The sequence below is a fragment of the Shewanella sp. 38A_GOM-205m genome (assembly GCF_000518445.1).
Taxonomy (GTDB): Bacteria; Pseudomonadota; Gammaproteobacteria; order Enterobacterales; family Shewanellaceae; genus Shewanella; species Shewanella algae.
The window spans coordinates 292,528-311,201 of sequence record NZ_JADP01000001.1; the positions used below are offsets into that span (position 1 = coordinate 292,528).

At 47.4% G+C, this 18,674-nt stretch carries 15 protein-coding genes; 13 read left to right on the forward strand and 2 right to left on the reverse strand.

The annotated features are described in order from the left end of the window. Positions 1 to 4 precede the first annotated feature (4 nt). The gene (locus N512_RS21935) at positions 5 to 1,807 is read right to left on the reverse strand and encodes a hypothetical protein (RefSeq protein ID WP_156029015.1); all 1,803 of its coding nucleotides are present in this window, start codon (positions 1,805 to 1,807) and stop codon (positions 5 to 7) included. Between the two features lie 216 nt (positions 1,808 to 2,023). Here N512_RS21935 and N512_RS0101350 point away from each other — a divergent pair, with 216 nt between their 5' ends. Both N512_RS0101350 and N512_RS0101355 read left to right on the forward strand, forming a co-directional pair. Further along, the gene (locus N512_RS0101350) at positions 2,024 to 2,794 is read left to right on the forward strand and encodes an MlaA family lipoprotein (RefSeq protein WP_025011086.1); all 771 of its coding nucleotides are present in this window, start codon (positions 2,024 to 2,026) and stop codon (positions 2,792 to 2,794) included. A gap of 79 nt (positions 2,795 to 2,873) precedes the next feature. Then, positions 2,874 to 3,980 (forward strand): response regulator, encoded by a 1,107-nt coding sequence (locus N512_RS0101355; protein WP_025887451.1) that lies wholly within the window; start codon positions 2,874 to 2,876, stop codon positions 3,978 to 3,980. 97 nt (positions 3,981 to 4,077) lie between these two features. Here the strand turns inward: N512_RS0101355 and N512_RS0101360 are convergent, their stop codons facing one another. Then, entirely contained in the window at positions 4,078 to 5,586 is a 1,509-nt protein-coding gene (locus tag N512_RS0101360; protein WP_025011088.1) for a peptide MFS transporter, read from the reverse strand. A 432-nt stretch (positions 5,587 to 6,018) separates the two neighbouring features. Between N512_RS0101360 and rfaH the strand changes: the two genes are divergently transcribed. The 11 genes from rfaH (at position 6,019) to N512_RS0101410 (ending at position 18,670) form a co-directional block, all read left to right on the forward strand. Next, the gene (gene rfaH, locus N512_RS0101365) at positions 6,019 to 6,516 is read left to right on the forward strand and encodes a transcription/translation regulatory transformer protein RfaH (protein WP_025011089.1); all 498 of its coding nucleotides are present in this window, start codon (positions 6,019 to 6,021) and stop codon (positions 6,514 to 6,516) included. A gap of 363 nt (positions 6,517 to 6,879) precedes the next feature. Beyond that, positions 6,880 to 7,179 carry a hypothetical protein gene (locus N512_RS0101370; protein ID WP_028779146.1) on the forward strand — a complete coding sequence of 100 codons (300 nt, stop codon included), beginning with the start codon at positions 6,880 to 6,882 and terminating at the stop codon, positions 7,177 to 7,179. Positions 7,180 to 7,317: 138 nt separating this feature from the next. Next, entirely contained in the window at positions 7,318 to 10,137 is a 2,820-nt protein-coding gene (locus N512_RS0101375) for an SLBB domain-containing protein (protein ID WP_028779147.1), read from the forward strand. A gap of 80 nt (positions 10,138 to 10,217) precedes the next feature. Further along, positions 10,218 to 11,189 carry a Wzz/FepE/Etk N-terminal domain-containing protein gene (locus N512_RS0101380; protein WP_028779148.1) on the forward strand — a complete coding sequence of 324 codons (972 nt, stop codon included), beginning with the start codon at positions 10,218 to 10,220 and terminating at the stop codon, positions 11,187 to 11,189. 176 nt (positions 11,190 to 11,365) lie between these two features. After that, complete coding sequence (locus N512_RS0101385) at positions 11,366 to 12,556, forward strand: UDP-N-acetylglucosamine 4,6-dehydratase (RefSeq protein ID WP_028779149.1); 1,191 nt, start codon at positions 11,366 to 11,368, stop codon at positions 12,554 to 12,556. Between the two features lie 9 nt (positions 12,557 to 12,565). Next, positions 12,566 to 13,711 (forward strand): LegC family aminotransferase, encoded by a 1,146-nt coding sequence (locus tag N512_RS0101390; RefSeq protein WP_028779150.1) that lies wholly within the window; start codon positions 12,566 to 12,568, stop codon positions 13,709 to 13,711. A 14-nt stretch (positions 13,712 to 13,725) separates the two neighbouring features. Further along, on the forward strand, positions 13,726 to 14,904 hold the full coding sequence (gene neuC / locus N512_RS0101395) for a UDP-N-acetylglucosamine 2-epimerase (RefSeq protein WP_028779151.1): 1,179 nt from the start codon (positions 13,726 to 13,728) through the stop codon (positions 14,902 to 14,904). 6 nt (positions 14,905 to 14,910) lie between these two features. Beyond that, complete coding sequence (neuB, locus tag N512_RS0101400; RefSeq protein ID WP_028779152.1) at positions 14,911 to 15,984, forward strand: N-acetylneuraminate synthase; 1,074 nt, start codon at positions 14,911 to 14,913, stop codon at positions 15,982 to 15,984. Further along, on the forward strand, positions 15,977 to 16,642 hold the full coding sequence (locus N512_RS21940; protein WP_037473803.1) for an acetyltransferase: 666 nt from the start codon (positions 15,977 to 15,979) through the stop codon (positions 16,640 to 16,642). The genes neuB and N512_RS21940 overlap by 8 nt, the downstream gene beginning before the upstream one ends. Further along, positions 16,632 to 17,693 (forward strand): nucleotidyltransferase family protein, encoded by a 1,062-nt coding sequence (locus tag N512_RS0101405; protein ID WP_028779153.1) that lies wholly within the window; start codon positions 16,632 to 16,634, stop codon positions 17,691 to 17,693. Before N512_RS21940 ends, N512_RS0101405 begins: the two co-directional genes overlap by 11 nt. Then, positions 17,693 to 18,670, forward strand: a complete 978-nt coding sequence (locus N512_RS0101410) for a Gfo/Idh/MocA family protein (protein ID WP_028779154.1) — start codon at positions 17,693 to 17,695, stop codon at positions 18,668 to 18,670. The genes N512_RS0101405 and N512_RS0101410 overlap by 1 nt, the downstream gene beginning before the upstream one ends. The last annotated feature ends 4 nt before the right edge of the window (positions 18,671 to 18,674 follow it).

Consider the following 18,674-nt stretch of genomic DNA (forward strand, 5'->3'; position numbering starts at 1 on the left):
TTCCTCAGGCTTTCAGTTGCACCAGATAGTGATCGCCGGGCAGCAGTGTGGCCGGCACAGGGGCAACGTGGGCGTTCAATTCATTGGGAGTGAGTCCTAACTGAACCAGCTTTTGCGACAAGGGGGGCAGGAAGTTGCTGACCCTGCTGATCAGCGCCTGGGTGCTGCCGATAAACTGCAGGTCGACCTTGGAATCCTTCACCTGCGCCTTGACGAGCAAGGAGCCCATGCCCAGATTAAACTTGAGTTGCAACTGCCAGGCCTTGTCTTTGTCTGCGTCCTTATCCTGATTGTTGTGTTCGAATTTGCCTTCCAACTGTTCGTTTCTTTGGTTGAGATAGTAGGGCAGCATGAAATACCAGCATTGACCACTATTGTCTGTATTGGCTTGCTGGTATAGGGCGACAGCCTGGGACATCTGCTGCAGCGCGTCCAGAGTGCCGCTCTTCTCCAGTGAAGCTAACTGATGAGTTTGCAGGCCGGACCGGCTCTGAAGTCCTTCCAGGTATTGCTTCAGGCGTTGCGGAACACTCAGGTTTTGGTTACCGGCCCTAACGCCAAGCAACAGCTGAAACAAGGTGGTAATGGCACTGGCTTGAGTTGAAGGCTGGGATTGCGTTTGCTGACTGGTCAGTTGCAACCCTGTGAGCCCAAGCAGTTCACTTCGAAGTTGGGACGGCTCTGCCAGCTCGCTCAGGGGCACAGGCGACAGTGCCGGTAATTGCTTGAGCAGTTCAGCGGCCAGGTTATGTTTGACCTCCAGTGTCATAGCCTCGGCCCTTGGCATGGCACCGGCTTTATTGAAGGCGCGCTGGAGAAAGTTCAGCTCGGGCGCTTTGGCTGTTTCGCCGGCAACTTTATTGGATGCACTTGTGCCAACAGGCTTATCCGCATTGGCTTGAGTCGCTTGCTGAAGTACTTGGTTACTGAATTTCTCTGTCCCCGGCAGCGGGGCATTTTTCGGCTGCTGCAACTGGGCATTATCAACTGTTTGTGTTGACTGAGATAAGACAGAAGCGGGCAACTTACTGCCGCTGGCAACTGTTTGAGACAAGCCTGCTTTGAGATCAACCGCCGTTTCCCTCAATGGTGCTGATTCCCCTTTACTTTGGGTTTGCTGCGCTTGGGATTGGGGTTGCTGCTCAAGGAGTTTTATCAACCTGGCGTAGGTTTGGGCGACTTCCGGCTTGGTTATCAGTTGCTCACTTTCCTGTGTTGGGGCAGCGGGTTGCAGATTTGCTATTGGTGTCAGTTTTACTTCCAATCTGGCATTGATGGGGCTTAATTGCAGCTGTAGCCCCTGACTGTTGCTGACAACTTTGGCAACGTATTCTCCGGCAGGTAGTTGTAACTGCGGCGGGAAGGCTATGCTTGTACCATTGGCAAAACGCATTTCACCCTGGGAGACAGTCAACATGGGTAAGGGATAACCTTGCGGCCTGGCTGCCAACTGCTGCAGTGCTGTTTGACTGATACCATTTTTGGCTGCCAGCTGCATCAAAGCGTCCGGCAGTTTTATTTGGACTTCACCGGCCAGCAACAGCAATTGGGCTGTTTTGCCCTGAACGATTTCCGGTAAGGGGCGAGTCAGCTCCAGCAGTGTAGTATTGGCCTGATGCAACAGGGCCTTGGCTTGAGCGTTGGACTCTTGATTGGCAAGCTGCAATTGATACTGTGCATTTTGCAGTTGTAGTCTGAGCTCGCTACCCACATCGACTGTGGTTACCGGAAGCAGAGGGATGGATGCATTTGCTTGAGGAGTTGGGCTTGACCCTGAGGGGGGGATTGTACCATTCACTGGATCCATTGTTGCAAACCCCACTCCTCAAGTTGCTTTATCTGTAGGCAATCGTAAATTTAAATTTGATCTATTTCCACAGCGAAGTATCCTTATCCGTCCAAATCGACATTAGACAGAAATTTGACTGTCGCCATAGGTATACTCAGGTTATCGGCCTATGGTAATCAAAGCTTTAACTGTTTTTCGGTTGGATTACAGCGGTACTTTTACAAAGAGAGCAATATGAAGTTTAAATGGATTCTGATGGTTGTGGCTGCCCTGAGTGCGCATTCGGCAGTGGCTGCAGGGAGTGGCGAAAGCAACAATACACAGGATGTGCGCATCAGTTATAACGACCCGCGGGATCCGATAGAAGGGTTCAACCGTGTCATGTGGGACTTCAACTATCTGTATCTGGATAGATTTCTCTATCGTCCGGTTGCTCATGGTTACAACGACTATGTGCCTATGCCGGTCAAGTCAGGTCTCAACAATTTTGTTCTCAACCTGGAAGAGCCCCACAGCTTGGTCAACAACACATTGCAGGGCAAGTGGGGTTGGGCGTTGAATGCCGGTGGCCGTTTTACCGTTAACTCGACCGTGGGTTTGCTTGGTTTGATTGACGTCGCCGATATGATGGGGATGCCCCGTAAACAGGATGACTTCAACGAAGTGCTCGGTTACTACGGAGTGCCCAATGGTCCTTACTTTATGGCGCCATTCTTCGGCCCCTACGTCACCCGTGAACTCGCTTCAGATTGGGTGGATGGTCTATACTTTCCATTGTCAGAATTAACAATGTGGCAGTCAGTTATCAAGTGGGGCCTGAAGAATCTCCACGCCCGTTCTGTTGCCATAGATCAAGAAAGATTAGTAGACAACGCGCTCGATCCATACACTTTTGTTAAAGACGCTTATATACAGCACATGGACTATAAGGTGTACGATGGCAATGTGCCTTCGAATGAGGACGAAGACGAGTTGCTTGATGAATATATGCAGGAACTGGAGTAACCCACCATCTGTTTGCTTACCCGCAGGTGGTTGATACGGTCACTCGTTACCGGCGATTGAAACCTGCGGGGAATTGACCATGGCGCTGAACAGTCTCAATGTACTGCTGGTTGAGGATGATCCCGTCTTTCGCAATATCGTTGCTGCCTTTCTTACCGGGAGAGGCGCTAATGTTGTTGAAGCCGAGGATGGTGAACAAGGACTGCAAAGCTTTAAAAGCCAAAAGTATGATGTGGTTGTAGCCGATCTCTCCATGCCCAGAATGGGGGGATTGGAAATGCTTAAAGCCATGTCGCGTATCAATCCTGCCATTCCTTCCATTGTGATTTCCGGAAACCAGGTTATGGCCGATGTTGTCGAGGCGCTGCGAATTGGCGCCAGTGACTATCTGGTTAAACCCGTATCGGATCTCTATAGCATAGAGCACGCCATTAATCAGTGTCTTACGGCTCCTGAGCAGGAACAAAATACTCTTAATCGAGATGTGGAAGAGCTCTCCTTTATGGAGTTGAACGAAAACCTGGCACTGCTGGAGCAAAACGCTGAAGCGGCCAGGTGTGTGCAGCAACAGCTATTCCCCGCAAGCCGTATTGAATATCCCAAGGCCAGGTTGGACTATAGCTTGTTCAAACATGAGCAGGTAAGCCCTTACTTCATCGACTCGGCTATGGTTGGGAATAACCACCTCATCATGTACATGGCCCACTTTCACCCGGAAGACAACAGGGCCGCCTTTGCCAGCGTGTTGATGCGTAGTTTCGTCAATCAAAAGCTGAAACTGAATCGCAACGGTGTCAGTTCTGTGGTGATAGAACCTTTCAATATGCTCAGCTATTTGAATGATCGTTTGGTCAAGTCGGGGCTGGATCTCTATTGCGACATGATTTACATCGCGATTGAGCTTGATAGTTATCGCGCGGCTATTGCCCAGGCGGGCAGGGGGCTGAGATGCTACATTCGTAACCAGGATGGTCTTACACCTCTGGCGTTGGCAGATTCACTGCAGTTGGGGTTATTGGAGTGGGGCAAGCCGGCGACTCAGTTCCGGAGTTTAATGCCAGGTGAAAGGCTCTGCATTGTTACCAGTGAGGCAGAGCACAGACAACTGCTTCAGCAAGATAAATTCCTGGGGCTGACTTTTAATCCTAAAATACCTCAAGGTGGATTCCTGCAACTGGCCTTTTAATGGCCTTAATCCCGACTAATTGGCTTGAACTTAAAACTGTGAAAAATTCTAATAAAAAAGGCTGCAGATTTTGCAGCCTTCTTTGTATATATCAGAATTAGCGTTTAATGGCTTCGTGCTCGCCGGTTACAGCCATTTCCTGTTCCAGAGCTTCTTCTTCAGAATGATCATGGATTTTGCTTTCAGCGCCGTGCATCCAGTCAACCAGCTTGTCAGCCATGAAATAAAGGATCACACCGGAAATAGCTGCGGTGATGGCAATGCCGGAGAAGATAGACATGGCGTTGGCCAGCTGTTCTTCTTTCTCGCCGCCGTGGCCGATAAAGGAACCGACTACACCGGCTATCTTATTGGCCATGGCGATAAACAGGAACCATGCTCCCATCATCAGAGATACGATACGCAAGGGAGCTAGTTTGGTTACCATAGACAGGCCTATAGGGGATAGGCAAAGCTCACCCATGGTGTGGAAGAAGTAGGCACCAACCAGCCACCACATGCTGGACTTGGCTGAGGCGTCACCACCCATTTCCAGCACGGCACCAATCATAAACAGGAAGCCGATAGCCAACAGAACCAGACCAAGGGCAAATTTCACCGGTGAGTTAGGTTCCTTATCACCCAGGCGGATCCAGATAGAAGCAACAACCGGGGCAAAAACCACGATGAAAATGGCGTTCAGCGACTGGAAGTAAGTTGTCGGCACTTCCCAGGCACCGATAAAGCGGTCGGTAAACTCATTGGTGAATAGGTTCATCAAGCCACCGGCCTGTTCAAAACCCGCCCAGAAGATGATGGTAAACAGACCCATCACCATGATCACTTTAATGCGGTCACGTTCTACCTTGGTCAGTGGTTCTTTACGTACCTGGCCGCGGGCCAAGTCTTTTTCACGTTCAAGCTTGGCAGAAGGTACTGTACCTATGTCGCCCAATAACTTTTGGGCAAACAGGAATTGAATAATCAGCGACAGTACCATACCGATACCGGCACACATGAAACCTGCTTGCCAGTTGTTGATGGTAGTTTCAACACCATCGATGACTTCTTTATGGCCAAAGTTGGTATAGGCCCAGGCAACGACAAAACCAGAAAGCGCCGCACCTAAGTTGATACCCATGTAGAAGATAGTAAAGGCGCCATCGCGACGATGATCACCTTCTTCATACAGATCGCCTACCATAGTTGAAATGTTAGGCTTAAACAGACCGTTACCTATGATGAGAGTGCCAAGACCTATGTAAAACACCATGGTTTCAAGGCCGGGAGTCATGCTGTGAGGCGTTGCCAGGGTAAACTGACCTATAGCCATCAGCGCACCACCAATATAAATCGCTTTACGTTGCCCGAGGTAGTTGTCCGCGAGCCAGCCGCCGATGAGAGGCGTAAGGTAAACCAACGCGGTAAAGGTACCATAGAGTGAGAGTGCATCGGCCTGAGTCCAACCCAGTCCACCGCCTTGAGAGTTGGCCTGATCAACCAGATACAGAACCAGAATGGCTCGCATCGCATAATAACTGAATCGTTCCCAAAGCTCTGTTGTAAACAGCAGGAACAATCCCTTGGGATGCCCGAGCATCGTCCCCTTGGGTTTTGCTAAGCTCATGAAGTCTTCCACCTTAAATTGTTAATTGGCCGTGTGACAAAAGTCGACACAGAAAGCGATTGTTTTTATCCCAGCTGTATTGCCGTTAACATCACACTGTTTTGTAAAGTGTTATGGGCATATCTTTTAATGCGCTGTGATTGAGGCTTTGGTTTTCTGTATTGTAATTTGTTCATCAAAAGCAACAAAGCCCACCCTATATACTCTGGATTCAGCAACAAAGTCAATTTTAGCCCCCCGAGGCGGCTGCTTTGTGAACAATTGTTAGGCTAGTAGTGGTCGGAGCTGTGCTGGAATAGTTCGCAATTTCAATTAGACTAAAGTGGGGTGAAGGCGTGGTCTGAAATTCGCTTTCAATCGCAAAGTCATGTCTGATATGATTGCCCGCTGTGATAGGACGTCACCCGACAGAAACCAAGTAGTGAGAACACCATGAAGGCCTGGTACCTTTTGTACTGTAAACCTCGCAGCGAAGTGAGGGCACAACAGAATCTAACGCTCCAAGAGCTGGAGACTTATTTGCCGATGGTGCGGAGCGAAAAAAAAGAGAAAAACAAGACTGTCGTTCGTAAGCAACCTCTGTTCCCCAACTATATATTCATCAAGTTTGATCCTGAGCAGACCAGTGTTCGTCAGCTCAGATCTACTCGTGGTGTTGCTGATTTAGTCAACTGCCGCGAGAAACTACTGCCAATAGATGAACAACTGATCATTCAGCTCAAACAACGTGAATTGGCTACGCCTTTGATCACAGAAAAGCCCCTGCAGTCTGGTGATAAAATACAGTTCACCGAAGGGCCATTCGCAGACTTTGATGGAATTTTCGCAGAGAAGTGTGGTGATACCCGCTGCAAGGTATTGTTCACCTTCCTTGGCCAGCATAAGAGCATCACAGTTGAACAAAGTGCAATCAGAGCCGTATGTGCGTAATCAGCCATCTGGTATGTGAGATATTTGCCATTGTTACACAAATCCAACGTTTGTTAATCTTGAAACCGTATTTCGTTTTGTATGGAAATCAACTTGTTATGGATTCTGGTTGGGCAAGCCATCCCTATTTTAGAATACAAATTGAATAATTACTCAGTGCTCTGAGAGTTGAGCGTTTTTCGATCTGTGTCACACCTTGGTGTGGGGTATAATCCCCGGTTAAAGTAAGAGCCGGTACAGGGTAGGAATGTTATTTTATTTGAATGGCATTCCTAACTTACTAAAAAATATAAATTTTTGCATTGCAAAGGGCAGTTTGGAGGCCGAAATCCATGGGCGGTAGCGTGTCTGAAAGACAAGAATATGAACAATTTCATATTCTTAGTGAACGCCGAAGCCCTCTGGGCGCCACGCGGAACGGTAGCGTGTCTGAAAGACAAGAATATGAACAATTTCATATTCTTAGTGAACGCCGAAGCCCTCTGGGCGCCACGCGGAACGGTAGCGTGTCTGAAAGACAAGAATATGAATAATTTCATATTCTTAGTGAACGCCGAAGCCGTCTGGGCGCCACGCGGAACGGTTGTGTCTGAAAGCTATCAGTATGGACAATTTCCATACTTTCCAGCTGGCAACAAGTCCTATCTAATTACCAATGCTTGATATACAGAATCCACTTTTGGGGAACATTGACCTGAGATGAAGGCCTGGTTGGGAGAGCTACTACACCCGAGCCGGTTTTTATTGTTGTTGCAAGGTTCATTTGATTTTTAGTGTTACTCACCATTACGGAGACAACTGGTGTTACAGAAAACCAAAAAACTCATCATAGCGAGTATAGGAGCACTGGCTTTGCTTGGCTCGCAAGCTCAGGCAATTACGCCATCTCCTCAGATGATTGAACAATTCAAAAATTTGCCTCGTGCTGAGCAGGAAAGGTTAGCCAAACAGTATGGTATTGATCCCGCCATGCTTAGAGGTAGCAGTAACAGCGGCAGTCAGAAACTGGAAAACCCACAGTTGGTTTACCCCAGAGGACAGCAGAATTTTCAAGGTAATGATCAAGAAAATTGGCAATATCAAAATGGCCAAGGGCGAGAGCTGAATAATCGCCGCAGTCAAGATAAGCACAGCTTGGATTTTACCGCTGCGGCAGACAAGGCAGAGCTAGAACGATTTGGCTATTCTCTGTTTGAAGGTGAACCCAGCACTTTTGCCCCAGTTTCAGATGTCCCTGTTCCCAGTGAATACCTTATGGGGCCTGGAGACACTCTGAATGTACAACTCTTCGGTAAAGATAATCGGGAGTTTACTCTTACTGTCAACCGTGACGGTACAGTGCAATTCCCTGAGCTTGGCCCAATTAGTGTGGCGGGTTTGAGCTTTGCGGAAACCAAAGACACGCTGCAAAAGCGCATCAAGCATCAGATGATAGGCATTGAGTCCAATATCACCATGGGAGAGTTGCGTTCTATCCGTATCTTTGTGGCCGGTGATGCCTATAAACCAGGCTCTTATACTGTATCCAGCCTGTCAACCATGACACAGGCGCTGTTTGTCTCCGGCGGCGTCAACGAAATTGGTTCATTACGTAAAGTGCAACTCAAGCGTGGTGGTAAGCTGGTTGGTACTCTTGACCTTTATGATTTATTGATGCGCGGCGATGCCTCAGGCGATATGCGTCTGCAATCTGGTGATGTGGTTTTCATTCCTCCAGTAGGTGGCCTGGTCAGCGTGGCCGGTGAAGTTCGCCGTCCGGCAATTTATGAGCTCAAAGGAGGAGAGACCCTTGGCGATGTCGTTAATATGGCTGCCGGGGCTAAACCGGGTTCCTATCCTAAAGGCAGTGTGGTTGAGCGTTACAATGACCAAGGGCTTAAGTCGCTGCTCACGGTTGATTTGACGTCTGCTAAAGGGCAAAAAACGCTTGCCAAGGCCGGTGATGTTATTCGAGTTAAAGGCACCTCGGGCCAATATGATAATGCAATTACCTTGGTTGGTGCTGTGGTTCGGCCAGGGAAATATCAATGGCATGAAGGCTTAAAAGTCAATGACATCCTCAAGTCTATTTGGTCCGATTTACAAATTTCAGCAGATCTAGATTACGCCATCCTGCTTCGCGAAGTGGATGATTATGGCAATATCGAGGTCTATCAATTCGCACCTGGCAAAGCAATAGTGCACCAGGACGCCGGTGAGAACCTGGCACTACAGCCAAGAGATAAGTTGATCATCTTTAACTTTAGCGATGACAGCATCAACAGATATGAGCTGAACAAGCTGGTTAAAGAAAGAGTTGCTAAAGTCACTTCGCTTACCGGCGATTCGTTGCTGGGTTCTGATCTGTTCAAGGCGGGTTTCAACGACCTGCAAAACAAGCGCCTCAACAAGCGTACTGAACTTGCAGGCGTCGTAGTTAATGATGGAGCGACCGGTGATACAGAATTAGAAGAAGCACAAAAGGCTGAACAGGAAGCTGTTACAGCAGAAGTTAGCAAGATGCTTACCAATCTTTTCGATGATAGAGATCTGGTTAAGTACAGCTATATGATGAACCGCAGCGAGCTTTTGTATCCGGTTATCAGCAAACTTAACGCCCAGGCTCGCGCAGGCAGCAGCGTTAAAATAGTCGCTGTCAGTGGCCAAGTGCGCCACGAAGGTATGTATCCTTTAAGTGTCAATGCTTCAGTCAGTTCTTTGATTGAAGCCGCTGGCGGCCTAAAGGAAGGTGCCTACACAGCCAGAGCTGAGTTAACCCGCACCATTACAGATGCTACTGGCTCATCGATAGTGCATAAGACAGTTGATTTGACTACGGCTCTACAAGGTAACAAAGCAGCTGATTTGCCTCTCGAAGGGCGGGATATTTTGACAGTAATGACTACGCCTGATTGGCAGGAACATCAAACTGTTGAAATACGCGGTGAAGTGAAGTTCCCTGGCGTATACAACATCCGCCGCGGCGAAACACTACAGGATGTTATTCAACGAGCTGGCGGCTTTACTGAATACGCTTATCTTCCATCAGCCGTGTTTGTGCGTGAGTCTGTTCGCAAACAAGAGCAGATGGAAATTAAAAAACTGGCCGATCAACTTCGGCGTGATATTGCCACTCGAGGCGTTTCCAAAGATGGCAATGTGGTCAACTATGCAGATGCTCAGTTGATGCTTAAAGATCTTGAAGGCATTAAAGCTGTTGGCCGACTGGTTGTTGACTTACCTGCTATCTCCGTGGGCATTACCCAAGCCGACCTTCAGCTTGAAGATCAAGATATCCTCTACGTGCCTTCAACCAAACAGACCATAGCTGTTATGGGAGAAGTTCAACATGCATCGACCCACAGGTATAAGGAAGGTCTCACGTTAGACCAGTATCTGAATATGTCCGGTGGAGCCCGTAAGCGTGCCGACGAAGATAGAACTTATGTGATTAAAGCAGATGGTTCTGTGATGATGCCCAAACGTTCCATGTGGTTTAGCAGTGAAGATAATCTGCAACCAGGAGATACCATCATAGTTCCCCTGGATACAGAGTATAAGGATAACCTGACGCTCTGGAGTCAAGTCACACAGATCATTTACAACACGGCTGTGGCAGTAGCGACAATTTCAGGGTTGTAATTCTTAATAACAAACTTGTTCTAGAGCCGTGATTTCAGGCTCTAGAACAGAATTAATACAGTATAAAAATAGACATAAATATGACTTCACAAATTACTCCTCAACAGCATCCAGATGCACAGTTCGCTGTGAACACGATGAGAGATGACGAAATAGATATCCGTGAGCTCATTTCGGTAATCTGGCAAGGGAAATGGTTAATTGCCGGAGTCACTCTGGTATTTGCCGTTGCCTCTGTGGTTATCGCACTTATGCTGCCGAATATCTATAAATCGGAAGCACTTTTAGCTCCGGCATCTGAAGAGCAGGGGGCTGGAGGGCTAGCCGGGCTTGCTTCCCAATTTGGTGGCCTTGCCAGTATGGCTGGGATCAATTTAGGTGGCAACGGTGGCACAGACAAGACGCAATTGGCTATTGAAGTACTCAAGTCAAGGCAATTTATCGGTGAGTTTATTGAAAAACATCAAATTTTGCCTGAACTAATGGCAGTTGATAAGTGGAATATGGCTGACAACAGCTTATCATTTGACTCAAATATATATAACGAACAAAGTAAGACATGGGTTCGTAATATTAACCTGCCTTTTCAACCACAACCTTCGCAACAAGAAGCCTACAAAGTATTTTCAAGTATTCTTGCTGTCAACAAAGACAAAGAAACAGGAATGGTGAAAATATCAATTGAACATCAATCTCCATTCATTGCTAAACAGTGGATAGATTGGCTGATAGCTGATATTAACCTCACCATGAAAAAGAGAGATGTAGTAGAGGCTACACGTAGTACCGAGTTTTTAAATAAACAGATCGAACTCACCAATGTCGCCGATATTCGTACTATCTTGTATAAGTTGGTAGAAGAACAGGCTAAAACGATAATGTTTGCCGAAGTACGTGATGAATATGTATTTAAAACAATCGACCCAGCCTTTGTTCCAGAAGAAAAGGCGGAGCCAAGGCGAGCTGTGATTTGCGTATTGGGTACCATGTTAGGTGGTATATTAGCCATGATGACTGTTCTTGTCAGATATTTTTTTAGAAAAGGTAGTTAAGGTTAATATATTAAAAGCCCATTGGGACCGTTTTCGGAAATGGAAAACTTAATGTCTTCATTGGATAGTTAAGAATCGACTGCTTTGTAACGAATGAAACAGTCTTATTTGTGTTAGATTTTTTTGAGTTGTAGATGTAATTAAATTCAAAGAAAGTGACTGGGAATTGATAGAGAATGATCGATTTATTACCTTTAGTTGGACGTGAAAGAGAGTTGTTTTTAAATGATATTACGACTCATAATGAACAGTTAAAACGAATTGTTTCGCAATCAAGCTTTCTCGTTTTAGGTGGTGCAGGGTCGATTGGTCAAGCAGTAACAAAAGAGATTTTTAAACGTAATCCTAAAAAGCTGCATGTTGTCGATATCAGTGAAAACAACATGGTGGAGTTGGTACGCGATATTCGCAGTTCATTTGGTTATATCGATGGAGACTTCCAAACCTTCGCTTTGGACATCGGTTCGATTGAGTATGATGCCTTTATCACAGCCGATGGTCAGTATGATTATGTCTTAAACCTCTCTGCCCTCAAGCATGTTCGCAGTGAGAAAGACCCATTTACCTTAATGCGTATGATCGATGTCAATGTATTCAACACTGACAAGACGATTCAACAGTCGATTGATGCTGGCGTTAAAAAGTACTTCTGTGTCTCGACCGATAAAGCGGCCAACCCAGTCAATATGATGGGGGCGTCGAAGCGCATTATGGAAATGTTTTTGATGCGCAAAAGTGAACAGATTTCTATTTCGACAGCCCGCTTTGCCAATGTGGCCTTTTCTGATGGTTCTCTGTTGCACGGCTTTAACCAACGTATTCAAAAAAATCAGCCGATTGTCGCACCAAACGACATCAAGCGTTATTTCGTAACGCCGCAAGAATCTGGCGAGCTGTGCCTCATGTCGTGCATTTTTGGCGAAAACCGCGATATTTTCTTCCCGAAACTGAGTGAAGCGCTGCATCTGATCACCTTTGCCGATATTGCAGTGAAGTACCTCAAGCAACGTGGTTACGAGCCTCACTTGTGTGCCAATGAAGATGAAGCGCGTGAGCTCGCCAAAACACTACCCGTGCAAGGAAAATGGCCTTGTCTTTTTACCGAAAGTGACACGACAGGTGAGAAAGACTTTGAAGAGTTTTTCACTGACAAAGAAGTGCTCGATATGGCACGCTTTGAAAACTTGGGCATCATCAAAAACGACCCTCTGTATCAGCCAGAGTTGTTGAGTCTGTTTGAAACGCAGATTGGCCAAATGAAGGCGGCGCGAGAATGGACGAAAGAGCAAATTGTTGACTTATTCTTTACCATGATCCCTGATTTCGGTCACAAAGAAACGGGCAAATACCTTGATAGCAAGATGTAAGGGCGAAGCATGAAAGCACCACGGCTGGTTGAGTTTGTTCGCGACCAATACCAAACCCAAGAGTTTATTCCATTGCATGCCCCGACGTTTGCGGGCAATGAGAAAGCGTATGTGATGGAAACCATTGAAAGCACGTTTGTCTCCAGCGTCGGTAAGTTTGTTGATGAGTTTGAGCGCAAGATGGAAGCCTTTACTGGCAGTGCCCGCGCGGTTGCCACCGTTAATGGCACCGCAGCGCTGCATGCTGCGTTGTACATGGCGGGCGTTGAGCGGGGCGATTTGGTGATCACCCAAGCGCTTACGTTCGTTGCAACTTGCAATGCGCTTTATCATATGGGGGCCGAGCCGATTTTTGTTGACGTGTCGCCTGTGAGTCTGGGCCTTTGTCCTAAAGCGGTGAGTGCTTTCTTGGAAGAGCATGCGCAAGTCACTGAGGCAGGTTGCATCCATAAGCAAACGGGCAGAAGAATCAAAGCGGTGGTGCCGATGCACACCTTCGGTCATCCTGTCGAACTTGATGAACTGATTGCCGTTTGTTTGAAGTGGCACATCACGTTAGTCGAGGACGCAGCAGAAAGTCTAGGCTCGTTTTACAAGGGTAAACACACTGGAACGCTTGGTGAGTTTGGTGCTGTGAGCTTCAACGGCAACAAAATCATTACCACGGGTGGCGGCGGTATGGTGCTGTGTGGCACGGAAGATTCGGGTAGACGCACTAAGCACGTGACTACGACGGCGAAAGTGCCGCACCCGTATGAGTTCTTCCACGATGAGCCAGGGTTCAACTACCGTATGCCGAACTTAAATGCGGCGCTGGGCTGCGCGCAGATGGAAGTGCTGGAGTGCTATCTAGCGCAAAAACGCCAATTGGCGCATCAATATCAAGAGTTTTTTGCTGGAAGCGATGTTACGTTTGTAGTAGAGCCAGAATACGCACAATCCAACTACTGGCTCAATGCCATCATTTGCGCTGATGCACAGCAGCGTAATGAACTGCTGGAGCAGACCAATGCTGCAGGAGTGATGACTCGTCCAATCTGGCAGCTTATGCATCGCTTGCCGATGTTCGAACAAGCCCTGCGCGGGGATTTGACCCATTCAGAATTTATTGAAGCACACCTGATTAACTTACCGAGTACGCCCGTTGGCGCTTAGGTGAGGGAGCAAGCATGAGCGAACATCAGAAAAAAGTCGCCGTCTTTACCGGAACAAGAGCAGAATACGGTCTGCTCTTTTGGCTTCTAAAGGATATTCAAGCCGATGCGGAGCTGAAGCTTCAACTGCTGGTTTCTGGTATGCATCTATCGCCTGAGTTTGGCGAAACCTATCAGCAAATTGAGCGAGATGGCTTTCATATCGACGAGAAAATCGAAATCTTACTTTCATCGGATTCGGCAGTAGGCACCGCCAAAAGCATGGGGCTCGGTGTGTTAGGATTTGCCGATGCGTTGGCACGGCTTAACCCAGACGTTCTGGTGATTCTTGGCGATCGTTTTGAAGCACTCGCTGCGGCGCAAACGGCGATGATTCTGCGTATTCCGGTGATTCATTTACATGGTGGGGAGATCACTGAAGGCGCGTATGACGACGCTATTCGTCATGCAATCACCAAGCTGAGTTATCTGCATGGCACCTCGACCGAAGCGTATCGCCAGCGTGTCATCCAACTGGGTGAAGCGCCAGAGCGGGTAAAAAATATTGGGGCAATCGGGCTTGACCACCTTAAGCGTGCGCGGTTTATGGATGTGCCTGCTCTGGCTCAATCTCTCAACTTCCCTCTGACTCAGCCGTACTTCTTGGTGACCTACCATCCCGTTACCTTAGGCGAGGAAGCGCCCGAAGCCAGTTTTCAGGCTTTGCTCGATGCACTCGACACCTACCCTGAGCATCAAGTGATCCTCACTTATCCGAATGCCGATGATGGCGGCAGGCGCATCATTCCAATGCTCGAAGCGTACGCGGCTGCAAACCCACAACGTGTGCTTGCTATCCCTTCTCTGGGGCAAGTGCGTTATCTCAGCGCCGTGAAACATGCTAGCGCTGTGATTGGCAACTCATCCAGTGGTATTATCGAGGTGCCCGCTTTTGATGTGCCGACGGTCAATATCGGCGTACGTCAGCAAGGGCGTTTAGCAGCGAAAAGCGTGTTGCATTGCAAGGTGAGCCAAGCCGATATTGAACAGATGATCGAAATTGCGGTCTCAAGACGCTATAAGGCAGAGGACGACATCATCGACAACCCTTATGGTCAGGGTGACAGCAGTGCACAAGTGATTGCGATGATCAAATCACTTCATTTTGAACCTTGTAAATCATTTTACGACTTACCATTTGAACCGATTGAGTGAGGCAGCATGACTCTAATCATTGCAGAAGCGGGCGTAAACCATAATGGCGACGAGGCACTGGCATTTCAGCTTGTTGATGTTGCGCATCTAGCCGGCGCCGACATCGTTAAGTTTCAAACCTTTAAAGCGAAGAACTTAGTCACTGAGCAAGCCAAGCAAGCTGATTACCAAGTGGCCAATACGCAAAAACAAGAGTCGCAGCTAGCCATGCTCAGCCGTCTTGAGCTGTCCTATGCCGCTCATCACCAGTTAGTCAAACATTGTCAGTCGCTAGGCATTGAGTTTCTCTCGACGGCGTTTGACTCTGAAAGCCTCAACTTCCTCGTCAACGATCTCGGATTAAAGCGTCTCAAATTGCCCTCAGGCGAGCTCACCAATGCGCCTTTGGTGCTTGAGCATGCACGCACTGGCTGTGATTTGATTGTCTCCACCGGGATGGCGACACTGGCCGAGATCGAAATGGCGCTCGGGGTTATTGCCTTTGGTTACACGGCGGCGGACAACGCAGTGCCCTCGGTACTGGCTTTTCAGCAAGCTTACGCCTCTGAGGTGGGGCAAAAAGCCCTTAAAGAAAAAGTGACCATTCTGCACTGTACCACTGAATACCCGGCGCCGATGGCAGAAATCAACCTTAGAGCAATGGATACGCTCGGCAAGGCCTTTGATTTGCCTGCGGGCTATTCTGACCACAGCGAAGGGATCGCTATCCCCATTGCTGCAGTGGCGCGCGGCGCGGTGTTGATTGAAAAACACTTTACCCTTGATAAAAGTATGGAAGGCCCCGATCACAAAGCCTCACTTGAACCCGATGAACTTGCTGCAATGGTGAAAGCGATTCGTCAAGTGGAAGTGGCACTGGGTTCCGCGGTAAAAAGCCCAACTGTCTCTGAAGTTCGAAACAAAGCTGTAGCACGAAAAAGTTTGGTTGCTAAAAAAGCTATTCGAGTAGGAGAAGCATTTACGGAAGATAATTTGACAGTTAAACGACCAGGTTCAGGTAAATCCCCCTATGATTACTGGGAATTATTAAACAAGTCTGCAACCAATAGTTATCAAGTTGGAGATTTAATAGTTGAGTAATTTGCGATTAAAACCGCTAATTATTATTGGTGGAGGCGGACACGCAAGCGTGTTGGTAGACCTTTTACGTTCTCAGGGTAGAGAGATTCTTGGGGTTGTTTCACCAGACGATATAAGTAACAGATCCGCTTTTGAGGGTTTGAGACATTACCGAAATGACGAAGACGTTTTGAATTATTCCAGAGATGAAATTCTTTTAGTTAATGGTATCGGAGCGTTACCTAGATCTGATTTTAGAAAAAAATTGAGCCAGTATTACTCTCGTCATGGTTTTATGTTTGAGTCTGTCATATCTCAGTTTGCACACGTTTCTGATTTTGCTCAAGTCGAATCTGGTGGTCAAGTACTCACTGGAGCAATAGTTCAAGCTGGTGCTAGAATCGGATCTCACACCATCATTAATACCGGTGCAATCGTAGAGCATGACTGTGAAATTGGTGATTTTAATCATGTTGCACCAGGTGCAGTGCTGTGCGGTCATGTATCCACCGGTAATAACGTTTATATTGGAGGTGGTGTTAATATTGTTCCAAATGTTAAAATAAAACATAATTCTGTTATAGGTGCTGGGGCTTTAATTATTAAAGATATAACTGAAAGCCAATTGGTCATCGATAGTAAATGTCAAATAAGAAAACGGATTAACAATGACAGATAATTGGGAGAAAACCATATTAGATAGTAATTCAACAGTGTTGGATGCTCTCAAGATTATTAATTCAGAAGCGTTAAGAGTAGCTATCGTTGTCGATAAAGATAGAAGCTTGATAGGTGTGATTACAGATGGTGATGTGAGAAGAGGTTTGATAGATGGGGTTGGCTTGACTGACAATGTAGGACCGATTATTAACCGAAAACCATTTATACTTTCTTCCAATACGAGTAAAGAAGTTGTCCTACAAAAAATGAAAGATTTGGATATCTTATTCGTACCAATTGTTGATAATAGACGCGTTGTTGGATTGGAAACTCTTCATGATGCCTTAGTTGATAAACCAAAATATCAAAATCCAGTTTTTATTATGGCTGGTGGCTTTGGAACAAGATTAAAACCTTTAACTGATAATTGCCCAAAGCCGATGCTAAAGATAGGCAGCAAGCCGATCCTTGAAACTGTGATCCGTGGTTTTATCAAAGCGGGCTTCGTCAATTTCTATATCTCGACTCATTACATGCCCGAGTTGATTCAAGCGCATTTTGGTGATGGCTCTGAGCTTGGGGTGAATATTACTTACGTGCATGAGCAGTCCCCGCTGGGTACAGGTGGAGCGCTTGGTCTATTGCCGAAAGATCTGCCCGAAGGCTTACCGCTGATCATGATGAATGGTGATGTACTGACCAAAGTGGATTTTCGGCGCTTGCTGGATTTTCACGTCAGTCATGACGCCGATGCCACCATGTGCGTACGTGAGTACGACTATCAGATCCCTTATGGGGTGATTAATGGCGAAGGCAATAAAATCACGAGTATGGTGGAAAAGCCCATTCAGCGCTTTTTTGTCAACGCGGGCATTTATGTGGTTTCGCCACGGGTGATTCAATCGGTACCAGAAAATTATCGCATTGATATGCCAACACTGCTTGAGCAGCATATGCAAGAGCGAGATAAGATTTTGATGTTCCCGATCCACGAATATTGGCTGGATATTGGTCGAATGGACGATTTCAACCGCGCTCAGGCCGACATTCATACCTTGGGGCTGGACTAATGGAACGCGTTGCCGTTGTTGGACTGGGCAATATTGCCACTCGCCATCGTCGTAACCTTAAACAGCTTTTCCCTCATGCTCAGCTCTATGCCATGTCAGCTAGTGGACGTATGCCGCACGAGATAGTCAGTGACGCCGATCATCTGGTGGAGTCGATTGATGCGCTGATCGCGCAACAGGTTCAACTGGTGATTGTTGCGTCTCCGGCCCCTTTTCACGCGGTGCATGCCATCCCCTTGATTGAAGCGGGTATTGCCGTACTGATTGAGAAGCCAGTCACCGCTACGCTCGACGAATTAAAAGCGCTGCAAGAGGCGGCCGCGCAATCCCAAACGCCTGTGGCCGTAGGATACTGCTTACGCTACTTGTCTTCTGCGATCGAGATGAAAAAATACCTTTCATCTGCAATGTTGGGGAAGGTCTATCATGCTCATGTCGAGATTGGCCAGTATCTGCCTGATTGGCGCCCGAGCAAAGATTACCGTGAGAGTGTTTCAGCCAGAGCGGCGTTAGGCGGCGGCGCCCTTTTAGAGCTTAGTCATGAGTTTGATTATACCCAATGGTTATTGGGCGAACTGACTTTGCAGCATGCTATTTTACGCCAAAGCGAAGAGCTTGGTCTGGAAGTTGAAGACAGTGCCGATATGCTGCTTAGTACTGAGCAAAACGCGGTTGTGCACCTGCATCTCGATTTTTTGCAGCGTAAAGCGTATCGCCAATGCCGCTTTGTCGGCAGCCAAGGCGCGTTAGAGTGGGATTTGATTAGCAATGAGATCCGCTTTGTTTGTGCGCAAGGTACACAAGTACTCTACAGCGAACCCGCTTGGGATAAAAACCAAATGTACACGGCGATGGTGCTGGATTTCGTTGCTCATATCCATCGCCAATCAAGTCAGTGTGTGTCGCTTGATGAGGCGGCCAAAAGCCTTGAGCTGATTGCACAAATCAAAACGCGCTATCCCATCACAGTGAGCTAGATGG